The 15,024-nt window shown below is 65.1% G+C and carries 14 protein-coding genes; 6 read left to right on the forward strand and 8 right to left on the reverse strand.

Annotated elements, in window-relative coordinates:
- Positions 1–178 precede the first annotated feature (178 nt).
- Positions 179–937, forward strand: a complete 759-nt coding sequence (locus ACQR03_RS19365) for an SDR family NAD(P)-dependent oxidoreductase (RefSeq protein ID WP_316226184.1) — start codon at positions 179–181, stop codon at positions 935–937.
- 13 nt (positions 938–950) lie between these two features.
- On the opposite strand, the gene ACQR03_RS19370 is transcribed toward ACQR03_RS19365, so the two are convergent.
- Positions 951–1,976, reverse strand: a complete 1,026-nt coding sequence (locus tag ACQR03_RS19370; RefSeq protein WP_316165896.1) for a LacI family DNA-binding transcriptional regulator — start codon at positions 1,974–1,976, stop codon at positions 951–953.
- Between the two features lie 18 nt (positions 1,977–1,994).
- Positions 1,995–2,261 carry a hypothetical protein gene (locus ACQR03_RS19375; RefSeq protein WP_316192951.1) on the reverse strand — a complete coding sequence of 89 codons (267 nt, stop codon included), beginning with the start codon at positions 2,259–2,261 and terminating at the stop codon, positions 1,995–1,997.
- On the opposite strand from ACQR03_RS19375, the gene ACQR03_RS19380 reads away from it, so the two are divergent.
- The 5 genes from ACQR03_RS19380 to ACQR03_RS19400 all read left to right on the forward strand — a co-directional run bounded on the left by ACQR03_RS19380 (position 2,200) and on the right by ACQR03_RS19400 (position 8,356).
- On the forward strand, positions 2,200–3,339 hold the full coding sequence (locus tag ACQR03_RS19380) for a sugar ABC transporter substrate-binding protein (protein WP_315713529.1): 1,140 nt from the start codon (positions 2,200–2,202) through the stop codon (positions 3,337–3,339). The two genes, ACQR03_RS19375 and ACQR03_RS19380, sit on opposite strands and share 62 nt — an antisense overlap.
- Positions 3,340–3,415: 76 nt before the next feature.
- Positions 3,416–4,957 (forward strand): sugar ABC transporter ATP-binding protein, encoded by a 1,542-nt coding sequence (locus tag ACQR03_RS19385; RefSeq protein WP_315752347.1) that lies wholly within the window; start codon positions 3,416–3,418, stop codon positions 4,955–4,957.
- A complete protein-coding gene (locus ACQR03_RS19390) occupies positions 4,954–5,934 on the forward strand; it encodes an ABC transporter permease (protein ID WP_315752346.1) in 981 nt (326 codons plus the stop codon). Before ACQR03_RS19385 ends, ACQR03_RS19390 begins: the two co-directional genes overlap by 4 nt.
- Positions 5,931–6,911, forward strand: a complete 981-nt coding sequence (locus ACQR03_RS19395; protein ID WP_315713532.1) for an ABC transporter permease — start codon at positions 5,931–5,933, stop codon at positions 6,909–6,911. The genes ACQR03_RS19390 and ACQR03_RS19395 overlap by 4 nt, the downstream gene beginning before the upstream one ends.
- A gap of 461 nt (positions 6,912–7,372) precedes the next feature.
- Positions 7,373–8,356 (forward strand): phosphatase PAP2 family protein, encoded by a 984-nt coding sequence (locus tag ACQR03_RS19400; RefSeq protein WP_315752345.1) that lies wholly within the window; start codon positions 7,373–7,375, stop codon positions 8,354–8,356.
- Positions 8,357–8,430: 74 nt separating this feature from the next.
- On the opposite strand, the gene ACQR03_RS19405 is transcribed toward ACQR03_RS19400, so the two are convergent.
- The 6 genes from ACQR03_RS19405 to ACQR03_RS19430 all read right to left on the reverse strand — a co-directional run bounded on the left by ACQR03_RS19405 (position 8,431) and on the right by ACQR03_RS19430 (position 14,976).
- Positions 8,431–9,126, reverse strand: coding sequence for an ABC transporter ATP-binding protein (locus ACQR03_RS19405; RefSeq protein WP_315713534.1), 696 nt, complete (start codon positions 9,124–9,126; stop codon positions 8,431–8,433).
- On the reverse strand, positions 9,126–9,875 hold the full coding sequence (locus ACQR03_RS19410) for an ABC transporter ATP-binding protein (RefSeq protein WP_315752344.1): 750 nt from the start codon (positions 9,873–9,875) through the stop codon (positions 9,126–9,128). Before ACQR03_RS19410 ends, ACQR03_RS19405 begins: the two co-directional genes overlap by 1 nt.
- Positions 9,872–11,164, reverse strand: a complete 1,293-nt coding sequence (locus tag ACQR03_RS19415) for a branched-chain amino acid ABC transporter permease (RefSeq protein WP_316201722.1) — start codon at positions 11,162–11,164, stop codon at positions 9,872–9,874. Before ACQR03_RS19415 ends, ACQR03_RS19410 begins: the two co-directional genes overlap by 4 nt.
- A complete protein-coding gene (locus tag ACQR03_RS19420; protein WP_315713537.1) occupies positions 11,161–12,108 on the reverse strand; it encodes a branched-chain amino acid ABC transporter permease in 948 nt (315 codons plus the stop codon). The genes ACQR03_RS19415 and ACQR03_RS19420 overlap by 4 nt, the downstream gene beginning before the upstream one ends.
- A gap of 117 nt (positions 12,109–12,225) precedes the next feature.
- The gene (locus tag ACQR03_RS19425) at positions 12,226–13,458 is read right to left on the reverse strand and encodes a branched-chain amino acid ABC transporter substrate-binding protein (RefSeq protein ID WP_315713538.1); all 1,233 of its coding nucleotides are present in this window, start codon (positions 13,456–13,458) and stop codon (positions 12,226–12,228) included.
- Positions 13,459–13,704: 246 nt separating this feature from the next.
- Positions 13,705–14,976 carry a serine hydrolase domain-containing protein gene (locus ACQR03_RS19430; RefSeq protein WP_434841437.1) on the reverse strand — a complete coding sequence of 424 codons (1,272 nt, stop codon included), beginning with the start codon at positions 14,974–14,976 and terminating at the stop codon, positions 13,705–13,707.
- Positions 14,977–15,024 lie beyond the last annotated feature (48 nt).

The following is a 15,024-nucleotide window of genomic DNA, read 5'->3' on the forward strand; positions in this document are numbered from 1 at the left end:
GGGAGCACCCGGATCCGTCGGCATCGACATCGGGCGCGAGAGTTGCTCGCAGGCGCACACGAAGGGGTCCAGGCGAACGCGCACCGGCCGTGCATCGCACGGCACGGACGACGTTCGAGATCCGGCCAGTGTCGTCGTCGGGCGCGGCTGCTCTCCAGGCGCAACTGAGAGGAAGCCAATGCAGGGCACCATCTATCCGAGCCTCAAGGATCGGGCCGTCCTCGTGACCGGCGGCGGCTCCGGCATCGGGGAAGCGATCGTGCGCAATTTCCTCGGCCAAGGCGCGCGTGTCGGATTCATCGACATCGATCTGGAGGCGTCGCAGCAGCTGCTGGCGAGCCTGCCTGCGGAGGCCAAGGTGCACTTCGAGCATGCCGACCTTCGCGACATCGGTGCGCTGAGGGCCGCGGTCGACGGCGCCCGTGCGGCGCTGGGGCCGATCACCATTCTGGTGAACAACGCCGCGCGTGATGACCGCCACGCGATCGAGGACGTCACGCCGGACTATTGGGACGAGCGCATCGCCGTGAACCTCAAACATCAGTTCTTCGCGGCCCAAGCGGTCGCGCCGGACATGATCCAGGCCGGAGGCGGCGCGATCGTCAATCTCGGTTCGGTGAGCTGGGTGCTCGGCCAGGGCAACATGCCCTGCTACACCACGGCGAAGTCGGCGATCCAGGGACTGACCCGCGCCCTCGCCCGCGATCTCGGACCCAATAACGTGCGGGTCAATTCCATTCTTCCGGGCTGGATCATGACCGAGCGGCAGCAGAGACTCTGGCTGACGCCCGAGGGCGAGGCCGAGCTCATGCGCCGCCAATGCCTCAAGCGCAAGCTCGTGCCGGACGACATCGCCCGCGTGGTGCTGTTCTTCGCCGCCGACGACAGCGGCGCCTGCACCAACCAGAACTACATCGTCGACGGCGGCTGGGCCTGAGGCTCGACCATCATCACGAAGCCACGAGGTGCGGTCCGGTGCTGCCGCGTGCGACGATCTCGAAGCCGAGGTCGATCCGCCGCGTTCTCGGCCGCTTGCCGGTGGCGATCACCTGAAGCACCAGTTCGGACGCCACGCGCCCCATGTCGGCGCGCGGCGTCAGCACGGTCGACAGCGGCGGATTGGAGGCCGCCGCGAATTCCAGGTCGTTGAAGCCGATCAGCGAGATCCGGCGCGGGACCTCCAGCCCCGCCTGCTGGCAGGCGAATAGCGCACCAAGCGCGATGTTGTCATCGCAGCAGAAGATCGCATCGGGAACTTCGCTCGCGAGCATCTCCTCGGTCAGCTTCCGCCCCAGCGAGATCGTCGCCTGCGCCGGCAGCCAGGCCACCAGCGACGTGCCGTCCAGCCCCGCTTCGGCCAGCGCCGCACGATACCCCTCGAGCCGGGCGCGGGCCCGGTCGTCGCGCTGTCCCGAGAGATAGGCGATCCGCCGATGTCCCAGCTCGATCAGGAAGCGGGTCGCGGCGTAGCCGCCCTGGCGCTGCGAAAGTCCGACATTCAGATCGATCGGATCGTCGGTCAGCTCGAATGTCTGCACCACCGGAATCCGCGAACGTTCGAGAACGCGCCGCGCGGCCCGCGTCTGGTTCACTCCGACCAGGATCAGCGCCTCGATGTTCTGGCCCAGCAAGGTCCTGATCGCGCCCTCTTCCTCCTCCGCCGAGTAGCGGCTGCTGACGACGACGGGGCGAAAGCCGAGCGGCAGCAGGGTGTCGTAGATCGCCTGCAGGTAGTCCGCGAAGATGCCGTTGGAGAGCGACGACACGACGATGCCGATCGAATGCGTGCGGGTCGAGGCGAGCCGGCTCGCCGCGAAGTTCGGCACATAGGCCAGCCTGTCGACCGCGGCATCGATCCGCTTGCGCAACTCCGGCGACACCATATCGGGCCGCCGCAGCGCCCGCGACACAGTGACAGCGCTGACATGGGCGATGCGCGCGACGTCCTCCAGCGTGGTGCGACGCTTCTGAGACATGATCCTTGCAACATTGATTCACGCGGATTTGTCCGAACCATATTCATGACATGCGACCGGCCGCTTGGCAAAAGCCGCGCGACGGTAATTGACAGCGCTGTCATTGATCAGTAACGCTTGGCGGGTCGAGATGACGAGCAATGCTCGCACAACCTCAGGAAACAAAGAGGCGTCTCGCACATGCGTCATTGATTTGGCGCCACAACAACAGGGGAGGTCACGAATGTCGTCCATGTCGATGAGGGCGCGATGCCTTGCCACTTGTGCATCGCTGGTGTTGGTCACGGCGTTTGCCGGCAAGGCGCTGGCGGAGCCGGAGATGGTCAAGGGACCAGCGACCGAGCCTGAATGCATGGTGCCGTGGACCGCGGACACCAAGTTCTTCAAGTTTCCGGCCAAGAAGGGCCCGTACCGCATCGCACTGGCGAACGGCTACATCGCCAATACCTGGCGCATCCAGATGATCCAGACCGCGAAGGCCTATGCGGCGCAGCCGGAGGTCAAGGCCAAGCTGAAGGAATTCAAGGTCGTCTCGACCGGCGAGGACGTACCGGCCCAGATATCGGCAATCAACAACTTCATCGATTCCGGCTATGACGCCATTGTCGTCAACGCGCAGAACCCGACCGCGTTCGGGCCGGTGATCAAGCGCGCCAAGCAGGCCGGCGTGATCCTCGTCGCCTTCGACAACATCCTCGCGACGGAAGATGCGATCAACGTCAATGTCGACCAGAAGGGTCTCGGCGAACTCTGGGCGAAGTGGCTGGTCAAGAACGTGCCCGGCGGCGGCAAGGTGCTCGAGGTGCGCGGCGTCGCCGGCACCTCGGTCGACACCGATCGGCACAACGGCTTCCACTCCGTTCTCGATGCCTCCGGCAAGAAGTGGCAGGTCACCGAGGTCGTCGGCAAATGGGACGACGGCGTCGCCCAGAAGGCCACGGCGGATGCGATCGCGACCAATGGCCCGTTCGATGCGATTTCCGGCCAGGGCGGCGACACCGGCATCGTGCAGGCCATGCTCGACGCCAAGCACAAGATGGTGCCCTTCGGCGGCGAGACCGAAAACGGCTTCCGCAAGTTCTGCGCCGCCAAGGCGTCCGAAGGCCTGAAATGCTCTTCCGCCGGTACCGGACCTGCGCAGGTCGCCGTCGCGATCAAGGTCGCGCTCGCCGCGTTGGAAGGCAAGGTGGTGCCGCAATCGGTCAAGCTGCCGCTCGCCGTCGTCGAAGATCCGAACTTCAAGAAGGATCAGGACTACTTCCCGGCCCAGTCCGACAACTTCTTCGTCGGCAACTCCTTCCCGACCTGCGGCATCAACTTCACGGCGCAGGAGATCATGGGTCAGTCGAAGGAAAATCAATAGGCCGGTGTGATCGCTGGTCCGCGAGTTCTCTCGCGGCCAGCCCGTCCCTATTGCCCAAACGACTGAGGGAGCAAGCATGATCGCGGCCGAGCCGCTGTTTCGCGCCGAAGGACTGTCCAAGCGCTACGGCGGCGTGATCGCTCTCGACGGTGCGGACCTGGAGGTCCATCCCGGCCGCATCCACGCCATTCTCGGCGAGAACGGCGCCGGCAAGTCGACGCTGATCAAGCTGATGGTCGGCGTGGTCGCGCCGGACGAAGGCCGGATGACGCTTGAAGGACGCGCGGTCGCCTTCAGCGGTCCCTCCGCCGCGAACGATGCCGGCGTCGTCTGCATCTTCCAGGAGCTGTCGCTGATCCCCGACCTGTCGGTCGCCGACAACATCATGATCTCGCATCCGCCGACGCGGTTCGGCATGATCGACCGGCGCGCCCAGCGCCGACTTGCCGAGGAGGCGCTGCACCGCGCCGGCGCCAGCGACATTCACCCGCGCGCGCTGGTGAAGGACCTGCCGCTGTCGCGCCGCCAGATGGTCGAGATCGCGAAAGCCCTGTCGCGGCAGCCGAAGATCCTGATCCTCGACGAGGCAACCTCGGCGCTGACCGCATCCGACGTGACCAAGGTGTTCAAGGTGCTGAAGCGCCTGCGCAGCGAGGGGCTGGCGCTGCTCTACATCTCCCATCGCATGCACGAGATCGCGGAGCTCGCCGACGATTGCAGCGTGTTCCGCAACGGCCGCCGCATCTCGACCTTCCGGGCCGGCACCAAGACGGATGCCGAAGTGATCGAGCTGATGATCGGCCGTGAGTACAAGCATGCCTTCCCGGAAAAGCCGCCGCGCAAGACCGATGGGCGGCCGCCCGCGCTGCAATGCAGGAGCATCAGTTGGGGCGACCGGCTGAAGGACATCTCGTTCTCGCTGCAGGCCGGCGAGATCATCGGTCTCGGCGGGCTCGACGGCCAGGGCCAGCGCGAGCTGCTGCTGGCGCTGTTCGGCGTGCTGCGCGACTGTCGCGGCGACATTCTGATCGACGGCAACAAGGTGACGATCGACAGCCCCGTCACCGCCAAGTCGGAGCGCATCGGCCTCGCCCTCATTCCGGAGGACCGCAAGACCGAAGGACTGATGCTGCCGATGTCGGTGCGCGACAATCTCTCGGCCGCCGCCTTCGACCGGTTCGCGACATTCGGCATCATCGACCGGCAGCGGCAATCGATGCTGATCGAGGAGATGATCCGCCTGATCGAGATCAAGACCGCCTCCCCCGACCTCGCCGTCAGCGCACTCTCCGGCGGCAACCAGCAGAAGGTGGTGATCGCGAAATGGCTGATGAACAAGCCGCGCATCATCCTGCTCAACGATCCGACGCGCGGCATCGACGTCGGCACCAAGCAGGAGATCTACCGGCTGCTGCGCCGGCTTGCCGACGAGGGCGCCGCGATCCTGCTCTATTCGACCGACTATGACGAGCTGATCGGCTGCTGCGACCGCGTGCTGGTGATGTACGATGGCGCGATCAGGCGCGAGCTCGCGGGCGCCGAGATCACCGAGCGCGCGCTGGTCAGCAGTGCGCTCAATGTCGACGAAGGCGAGCGAGCGGAAGCGAGTCTGGCATGACCGAGTGGCGGTACTGGCTCTCCGAACAGCGCGGCACCCTGCTCGCGATCGGGATCTTCGTCGCGATGTTCCTGCTCTATGCGACCAATCATCCGGCCGGCTTCAGCGCCAACATGGTGCAGACCGCGGCCAACAAGGCGACGCTGCTGGCCTTTGTCGCGATGGCGCAGGCGATCGTGGTGATCACCGCCGGCATCGATCTGTCCGTCGGCATGATCCTGACCCTGACCAACTGCCTTGCATCCTGGATCGTGGTCGGCACCGCCACCGAAACCGCGCTCGGCGTGGCCGGCGTGCTCGGCACCGGCATCGTCTGCGGCATGATCAACGGCGCGATCGTGATCTTCGGGCGCCTGCAGCCGATCGTGACGACGATCGCCACCGGGGCGATGTACTACGGCATCGCGCTGTTCCTGCGGCCCAATCCCGGCGGATCCGTCAACGAGACGCTGGCGGATGCCTTGACGGGAAGATTGTTCGGCGTGCTGCCCACGAGCCTCGTGGCACTGGCTGCGGCGGCGCTGCTGATCTGGGTTCCCTATAGCCGCTCGGTCGTCGGCCGCGCCGCGTTCGCGACCGGCTCCTCCGAGGTCGCAGCCTACATGTCCGGCGCGCCGATCCGCGCGGCCAAGTTTGTCGCCTACACCTTGGCTGGCCTATTGTCGGCGATCGGCGGCCTGTTCCTGACGTTCTTCTCCTACACGGGCGAAGCCGCCTATGCGAGTGGCAATGCCTACACGCTGTTCTCGATCGCGGCCGTGGTGCTCGGCGGCGTATCGCTGATGGGCGGACGCGGCAGCGCGATCGGGGCGATCTTCGGCGCGCTCGCCTTCCGCACCATCGGCGATCTGCTGTTCGTGTTCGATTTCGATCCGCTGTGGCAGCCGCTGTTCCAGGGTCTCGTGCTGATGCTCGCGGTCTCGATCGGCGCGTTCGGTCTGGTGCGGGTGCGCAATCGGCTGGAGTGGTTCGGATGAGCGACGCAACGGCACCACGACCGACCCATCGCGGGATCGCCATGCTGCGTCGGATCGATCCGGCGGTGGCGGCCTCGTTCGGCTGCATCCTGCTGCTGCTGCTGGTGGGCAGCCTCTATTCGCGCAGCTTCCTGTCGCCGGATTATCTGCTGCAGCAGTTGAAGGTCGCGAGCTTCCTGGGCGTGATCGCCACCGGCATGATGCTGGTGATCCTGCTCGGCCAGATCGATCTCTCGGTGCCCTGGGTTGTCACGACGGGCGCGATGATGGCCTGCGCGGCGGCCGCCCATGGCACGACCGGCGCCATCATCGCGATTCCCTGCGGCATTCTCTGCGGAGCCGCCATCGGTCTCCTGAACGGCATCGGCGTCGCCTATCTGCGCATTCCCTCGATGATCATCACCCTGGCGACCAACGCGGTCGCGCAAGGGCTGATGGTCGCCTACACCGGAGGCTTCGCGCCGCAGGATTCCGCCTCCAAGGCGATGCGCTATCTCGCCACCGGCAATATCGTGCCCGGCCTTCCCAACGCGGTGCTGGTGTGGGCGATCATCGGCGGCGCCGCGATCTGGCTGCTGTCGCGGACCACGTTCGGCCGCGCCATCTATGCCATCGGCAATCGCGAGCGCGCGGCCTATCTCTCAGGGATCGATACACGCCGCATCACCATGCTGGCGTTCGCGCTGTCCGGCGCCCTCTCCGCCTGCGGCGGCGTTCTGCTCGCGGGCTACGCCTCGAAGGCGGCGCAGTCGATGGGCGACGCTTATCTGCTGCCCTCGATCGCGGCCGTCGTGCTCGGCGGCACGCACATCCTCGGCGGCCGCGGCAGCTATCTCGGCACCGTCGCCGGCGTCGTGCTGATCACCCTGCTGCAATCCATTCTGTCGGTGATGCAGATCAGCGAGGCCGGTCGCCAACTGATCTACGGCGCGGTGATCATCCTGATGCTCCTGATCTACGGCCGCCAGAAGCTGTGATGCATGCGACGTCGCGACGGACTTTGCTGACGGCGACCACCTCTCGCGCAAGCCCGCGAGCGATCGGCCGCTGACCCCACAGCACCACCACAAGTAGCTCGCCCGCAACGACTGGCGAAGCCCTTCAAACCAAAGCTGCCTCGGATTCGCTCTCGGTCTCTTCTCACCGATTCACCCGCTTTCTATGGGCGCGAAGGCGGCCTCATCGCCGAATGTGCTTTCCTGTCCGGCACAACCGAAACAGGGTTCCAGGCTACGCTTGATTAAGCATCGTTGCACGGTATCTGCGTATTTTACCCGCCGAGGTTGATTTATTGGCCCGACCGGCCGTAACAAGACACCGACGGGAAACAAATCGAAATCCATTTGAAATGTGAGAGCGGACGACAATGTCGGACACCGCAGCCGGTGGTCTATTGCCTGATCTCAGCCGCCGCTGGCTCCCCTGGACAAAGAGCGTCTTGCAACGGGCGCATGACAGCGAGGATGCCGCGACGGCCTGGGCCGTGTTCCGGTTCAACTGGGCTGTCATGACAGCTCTTTGGGTGCTGTTCGGACTGTGCCTGATCTTCACGGATTTTCGCATCGAACCCGTCGGCTACATCATCGTGCTATCGACATCGGCCATCTATGGTGTCATCGGCTACGCCAACGCACGGTCGGCGCGGCGTGCCAAACCCTGGATGTTCTCATTCCTGACGGGAATGGCCCAGACCACACTGGCATCCACCGTGCTGGCATCACTGTCCTACATTGCGACGGCCGCCAACCTGCCGCTTCAGGACGCCAACCTGCTCGCCCTCGATCGCGCCCTTGGCTTCGACTTTCGCGACTACTTGTCGTTCGTCAATGACCGCCCCTGGGCCGTCCTGAGCCTCGCGTTCGGCTATCGATCCATTTCCTGGACGATCTGCATCATCGTCGTGGCCCTTCCCTTGCTGGGCCACTATCGCCGGTTCGCGGAGTTCAACCTCGCGATCAGCCTGACGCTGGCGCTGACCTGCATCATCACCTTGTTTGTCCCTGCACTCGGCGTGTATCACGCGTTGGAGCTGCCGCCGTCCGCCTACGCAAACCTCATCCCGCAGGCCTATTTCGACACGGCGCGCGAGGTGCCCCTGGTTCGCGATGGGACGCTGCGCCTGTTGGATACCAGCCATCTCGCGGGGATCGTGACCTTTCCGAGCTTTCACGCGGCAGCCGCGGTCCTCGACGGCTGGGCATTGTGGTCATTGCGCTGGTTGCGACCGTTCAATGTCCTGATCCACGGCGCGATGCTGCTCTCGACCCCAATCGGCGGCGGACATTTCCTCGTCGACATGATCGCCGGCATCGCGATCGCGACGGCGTCGATCTGCATCGCGCGCCGTGTTGCCCTGAGGCTACGCGAACGCCACGCCACGTTTCCGCGCCGCATGCTGCGACATCCATTGCCTCAGACCTGAAGGATTTGGACAAGGCGGGTGTCTGTGGCACATCCGCCGGAGCTGCATCGGCGAAAACGTGCCGGCGGCTCCTCTCATACTTCGAGCCACTCCTGCCGGACCGCGGTGTTGGCCTTGAGCTGATCCGGTGTCCCTTCGAACACGACGCGGCCGTGGCCCATGACATAGACGCGTTTCGAAATGCGCATCGCGATCGAGAGCTTCTGCTCGACGAGCAGGATCGCGACGCCCGCCGCTGCGATCCGGGCAATCAGATCGCCGACCTGCTGCACGATCAGCGGCGCCAGACCTTCGGTGGGCTCGTCGATCATGATCAGGTCAGGGTCGCCCATCAGCGTGCGGCAGGTGGTCAGCATCTGCTTCTCGCCGCCCGACAGCACACCCGCAGGCGTATCGGCGCGCGCGGCGAGATTGGGAAACATGTCGAGCATGTCCTGAAGGCGCCACTTCCCCGGCCGCCGCGTGTCCTTGATGCCGAGCACGAGGTTTTGCCGAACGGTGAGGCTCGGGAAGATGTCACGGTGTTCGGGCACATAGCCGAGCCCAAGGCGCGCGATCTTGTAGCTCGGCAAGCCGGCAATGTCCCGGCCCTTGAAGCGGATCGTCCCCTGCGGACTGACCTCGCCCATGATCGCCTTCACGGTGGTCGAGCGGCCGACGCCGTTGCGGCCGAGCAGGCTCACCACTTCGCCGGCGGCGACGTCGAGGTCGACGCCCTGCAGAATATGGCTCTTGCCGTAGTAGGCGTGGAGGTTCCTGACCTCGAGCATCAGTGGGCCTCCTCGCCGAGATAGGCTTCCCTCACCTTCGGGTCGCGACGGATCTCCTCCGGCGTGCCCGACGCGATGATGTGGCCATAGACCAGCACCGAGATGCGATCGGCGAGACCGAATACCACGCTCATGTCGTGCTCGACGATCACCAGCGTCCGCCCCTCGGTGAGCCGCCGGATCAACGAGACGGCGCGCTCGGTCTCCGCGTGGCTCATCCCGGCGGTCGGCTCGTCGAGCATGACCACCGTCGCGCCGCTCGCGATGGTGACGCCGATCTCCAGCTCGCGCTGCTCGGCATAGGTCAACAACCCCGCGGGAATGTCACGCCGATGCGTGAGATGGATGTCATCGAGGATCTGGGCGGTTCGCTCGCGCACCTCCGGCAGGCTGTCGACGTTCTTCCAGAACGCGTAGCGATGTCCGGTCGCCCACAGCACGGCGCATCGGACGTTCTCCCACACGGTCATGCGAGCGAACACGTTGGTGACCTGGAACGAGCGCGACAAGCCGCGCCGATTGATCTCGAACGGCCGCAGGCCGGAGATGAGCGTGCCGTTCAGCCTCACCTCGCCGGAGGTCGGCCTGATGTGTCCGCTGATCAGGTTGAACGTCGTGGACTTGCCGGCGCCGTTCGGGCCGATGATGGCGTGGCGCTCGCCCTTGGTGACGCTGAGATTGAGGTCGCGGATGACGCCGACATTGCCGAAGCGCTTTTCGACGGCGCGAACTTCGATCGCTGCGGTCATGCCAGATACCCCCGATCACGCGCCACGGTGGCGGCCCTGTCCCAGGCTCCGGCGATCCGCTGCCACGTCGACCGCGCAACAAAGAAGCCGGCGACCACCAGAATCGCGGCGACGCCCCATGTCGCCGGCGATTGCGGATTGAAGGCCACGCCGAACAGGTTGATGGCGTCACCACCCGAATAGCGCGCGACCGTCTCGATGGTCAGGATGACGCCGTAGGCGAGCGCCGCGGTCGGCACGACCGCAACGAGATAGGACGGGATCACCATTCCGAGCGTTCCGGCACGGACCAGCGGCCGGTGCATCATCAGCAGACCGGCAATGCCACCGGGTGAGAACATGACGATGCCGATGAAGATGATGCCAAAATAGAGCTGCCATACGCTGGTGAGGCTCGTCAGCCCGAGCTGGAGATAGGTCACCAGGATCGCGCCGAGGATCGGACCGAAGAAGTAGGCCGTCCCGCCGATGAAGGTCGCGAACAGCACCAGGCCCGACTGGATTGCACCGAGATAGGCGGAATTCGCGATCTCGAAGCTGATCGCCGCGAGGCCGCCCGCGACGCCGGCGAAGAATCCGGCAAAACAATAGGCGAGATAGCGGACGACGTGCGGGTCGTAGCCGATGAACTGGACCCGTTCGGGATTGTCGCGCACCGCATTGCTGATCCGCCCCAGGGGCGTCCGGGTCAGCGCATACATCGCGATTGCCGACAGCACCAGCCAGAACGCGATCAGGTAATAGACCTGCAGCTGCGGCCCGAAGGTCCAGCCAAACATGCGCGGCAGAGCGGTGCGGTCCGTGGTGATGCCGGCTTCGCCGCCAAACACCGAGCGCAGGATCAGCGACGACGACGCCACGAGCTCGCCGATGCCGAGCGAGATCATCGCAAACACCGTGCCGGCGCGCTTGGTCATGACCCAGCCGAGGATGATCGCGAAGGCGAGGCCGCCCAGCCCGCCGAACAGCGGAATGAAGGGCAGCGGAATCGGCCAGCCATGCGCCACCACCGCATTCATCATGTGACAGGCCGCGAAGCCGCCCAGGCCGTAGTGAACCGCGTGACCGAACGACAGCAATCCGGTCTGACCGAGGAGGATGTTGTAGGAGAGCGCGAAGACGATCGCGATCCCGATGAGGCTGAACGAGGTCAGCGATCCGCCCGAATTGAAGAGCAGCGGCAGCACGATCAGCGCCGCCATGCCGATCACCCAGACGGCATAGAAGCGGAGACGGGATCCGGCGGGCTTTGCCGCGAGACGAGACGCGGAGGTCACTGCTGCGGTCATGATTCGCGAGTCCCCATCAGGCCCACGGGGCGCACGATCAGGACGAGCACCAGCAGCAGGTAGGGAACGATCGGCGCGACCTGCGCGATCGTCACGTTCCAGATGTCAGTGAGCACCGATGGCCCGGCGGACGGATCGAGCGGGCCGAAGGCGCTCGCCAGCGAGCCGTTCAGCGCGACGGCGAAGGTCTGCACCAGGCCGATCACCAGCGAAGCGATGAAGGCGCCCGGCAGCGAGCCCAGGCCGCCGAACACGATCACCACGAACAGGATCGGCCCGAGCGCCGCGGCCATGTCGGATTGCGTCACCAGAGCGGGACCGGCGATGACGCCGGCGAGACCGGCGAGCGCGCTGCCGACCCCGAACACCACCATGAACACGCGTCCGACATTGTGGCCGAGATGGCCCACCATGTGGGGGTGGGTCAGCGCCGCCTGAACGATCAGGCCGACCCTGGTGCGCTTGAGCACGATCAGCAGCGCCACGAAGATCGTCACCGACACCGCCAGCATGAACAGCTTGTAGGCCGGATAGTTGGTCGAGAAGATCGTGAACGCGGGAAAGTCCAGCAGCGCCGGCACGCGATAGTCGAGCGGGGTCCTGCCCCAGATCATCGAGACGATCTCCTCGATGGCGAATGCGAGGCCGAAGGTCAGCAGCAGCTCTGCGACGTGGCCATGCTTGTGCGTGTTGCGCAGACCGTAGCGCTCGACAGCCATGCCGATGGCCCCGACGAGGAGCGGCGCCAGCAGCAGGGCCGGCCAGAAGCCGACCCATTTCGTGAGCTGGAAGCCGAAGAAGGCGCCGAGCATGTAGAAGCTGGCGTGAGCAAAATTGAGCACCCCCATCATGCTGAAGATGACGGTCAGCCCGCTCGACAGCAGGAACAGCAGCATGCCGAACAGCACGCCGTTGAGGGTCGAAATGACGATGAGTTCAAGCACGGCGCACTCGCGAATGTCCCGGGCTTCAATGCCCTGCCGCTCATTCTCTGACGGACCGACGCACGGCCGGCGCCACTTCCCGCACGCTGACCTCGTGCGGGAAGCCGGCGCGGATCGTTACGGCCGCGCCATCTTGCACGTCGTCGACACCATGGCCTGGGGCGTATCGACCCTGGAGACCAGGTGCCATCCCCAGCCGGTGTTCTCCTCGTCGAACGTCTCGTTCGCCGCGAGCTTGCCGAAGGACGAGACGTAGATCGGCTGCAAGAACTGGTGATCATCCTTGCGCATGAAGCCGGTGCCGCCATCCAGCACCTCGAGCTTGAGGTCCTCGAGCGCGGCCGCGACCTTCACCGGATCGATGGAGTTGGCCTTCTCGGCCGCCGCCTTGAACATGCGCATCTCGTTGACCGCCCGCGGATACCACAGCGACATGTTGACCTTGGCGCGGAACGCCTTCTCGTAGTCCATCGCAGCCTGATGGCCCGAATTGGCGAAGCCTTCCGTCAGCTGGAAGACCTGATGATCCAGGCCCGTCTGCTTGATGGCGGTCGGGCCGCCGGCGCCGCCCGCATAATAAGTGTACCAGTTGACCTTCAGGCCGGCATCCGCGGCGGCCTTGAGCAGCAGCGCGATGTCCTGGCCCCAATTGCCGGTGATGACGCTGTCGGCACCGGACGCCTTGATCTTGGCAATGTAGGGCGAGAAGTCCGTGATCTTCAGCAGCGGATGCAGCTCGTCGCCGACGATCTGGACATCGGGTCGCTTCGCCGCCAGCATCTTGCGCGCATCGCTGCGGACCGACTGGCCGAACGAATAGTCCTGATTGATCAGATACACCTTCTTGATGGAAGAGATGTCCTTCATGTAGTTGGTGAGCGCCTCCATCTTGATGTCCGAGCTGGCGTCCCAGCGGAAATGCCAGTAGCTGCATTTCTCGTTGGTCATGCTCGGATCGACGGCGGCATAGTTGAAGTACAGCACTTCCTTGCCGGGGTTGCGCGTGTTGTGCTTGTTGACGAAATCCTCCAGCGCGAGCCCGACGGATGATCCGTTGCCTTGCGTGATGTAGCGGACGCCGGCGTCGATCGCCTTCTGGGCCTGGATCAGGCTCTCTTGCGGATTGGTCTTATTGTCGAACGGCACGATCTCGACCTTGTGGCCGAGAATGCCGCCCTTGGCGTTGAGCTCGTCGGCCAGGTATTGGAACGTCTTCAGGCCACCCTCGCCGATGCTGGCGCCGCCGCCGGACAGCGGATCGATATAGCCGATCTTGACGGTGTCTTCGGCCTGCGCGGCATGACCGAGCATAGGGACGATCAGGGCAATGGCTAAAGTTAACTTGCGCATAGTCTTGTTTCCTCGCTGGCTGTCGACTTCAGTCGATCGATACGCATGATCGCGCAATTTGAAGAAGCACTGAGCAGAATAACGGCCGGATGACAAGCTCGGCATGACGTGAACGCCAGTTGCAGCTCCGGCAATGTGGAGGACAGGCCGCCCGCCGCCGATCGGACGTTTCATTCGGCGGAATGTTGGCGTCCACATCTTGGACGAACCCGCCCGGCACCCGGGGGGTGACAAGCGCTGCCCCGGTCATGTCGCTTGTTCCGCAAGCTGGGACAGCGCGGCGTAGGTTCCACGCTGATAGACAGGAAGAGCACGGCGGCCGGCAGCACCGCGCCCAGTGGCAATCGTGGCCCCTGTTCCCGCCGAGACCGGCACGTGATGCTGAATCAGATAGATCATGATCAGGTCATTGACGGGATCGGCCTGCCACCAAGTGCCGAAGATGCCCGGCCAGGTGATCGTGCCCGGTGCGCCACAGGCATAGGGATTGCCGGCGGCATCCTCGACGATCGCAAGCCCGAGCCCAAATCCGCAGGTCTGCCACAGCGGCATGCCGGCGAAGGGAATCTGGCGCTGCGCGTCAATCAGCCGGTTGGTGCGCATCAGGTTGACGGTTTCGGGCCGCAACAGCCTGACGCCGTCCAGCTCGCCGCCTCCGAGCAGCATGCGCGCGAACCGATGATAATCGGGCGCGGACGAGATCAGCCCGCCGCCGCCCGGCGTATAGGACGGCGGCTCGTCATACATGACCGGCTCGACCTTCGCGAGCCGCCCCGCCGTCTCGTCATGTCCGTACAGGCTCGCCAGACGATCTCGCTTGGCGTGCGGCAACCAGAAATCGCTGTCGACCATGCCGAGCGGCGCGAAGATGCGCTCCTGTAGCACCTGCCGAAGCGGCCTGCCCGCGACCCGGCCGATCAGGAAGCCGAGCACGTCGGTCGAATGACCGTAGTGGAAGCAGTCGCCGGGCTGATACGCCAGCGGCAGCGTGCCGAGCGCCGCGAGCCATTCGTCGGGCGTCGACCGGTTCATCGCGGGATCACCGAGCGTGCGCTCATAGGCGACCTTCAACGGGCCTTCCGAGAAGAACGCGTAGGCGATGCCCGAGCGGTGCGTGAGCAGATCCTCGATGGTGATCGCGCGCCGGGCGGGCACGGTCTCGTCGAGCGGGCCGGCGGCGTCGCGCAGGACCCGCAGATCGGCGAGCTCCGGAATCCAGCGGGAGATCGGATCGGCCAAGGCGATCCTGCCTTCCTCGACCAGCATCATCGCCGCCACCGAGGTGATCGGCTTGGTCATCGACGCGATCCGGAACAACGTATCCGGGCGCATCGGGCTCCTGGTTTCGACATCGCGCCAGCCGATCGTCTCGGCGTGAACGACCTCGCCGCCGCGCGAGGTGAGAGACACGATGCCTGCGAGCTCGCCGCGATCGACGAATTCGGCGAGTGCCGGGCCGATCGCCGCAAGCGCCGCAGGATCGAAGCCCCGACGGCGGCGGACGGCTTCACTGGTCATCAGCGGCGCTCCGACGGACAGAGTTCAGTTTTCGGCGCCGGCCGGCGC

The organism is Bradyrhizobium sp. HKCCYLS3070 (assembly GCF_051167575.1).
Lineage (GTDB): Bacteria > Pseudomonadota > Alphaproteobacteria > Rhizobiales > Xanthobacteraceae > Bradyrhizobium.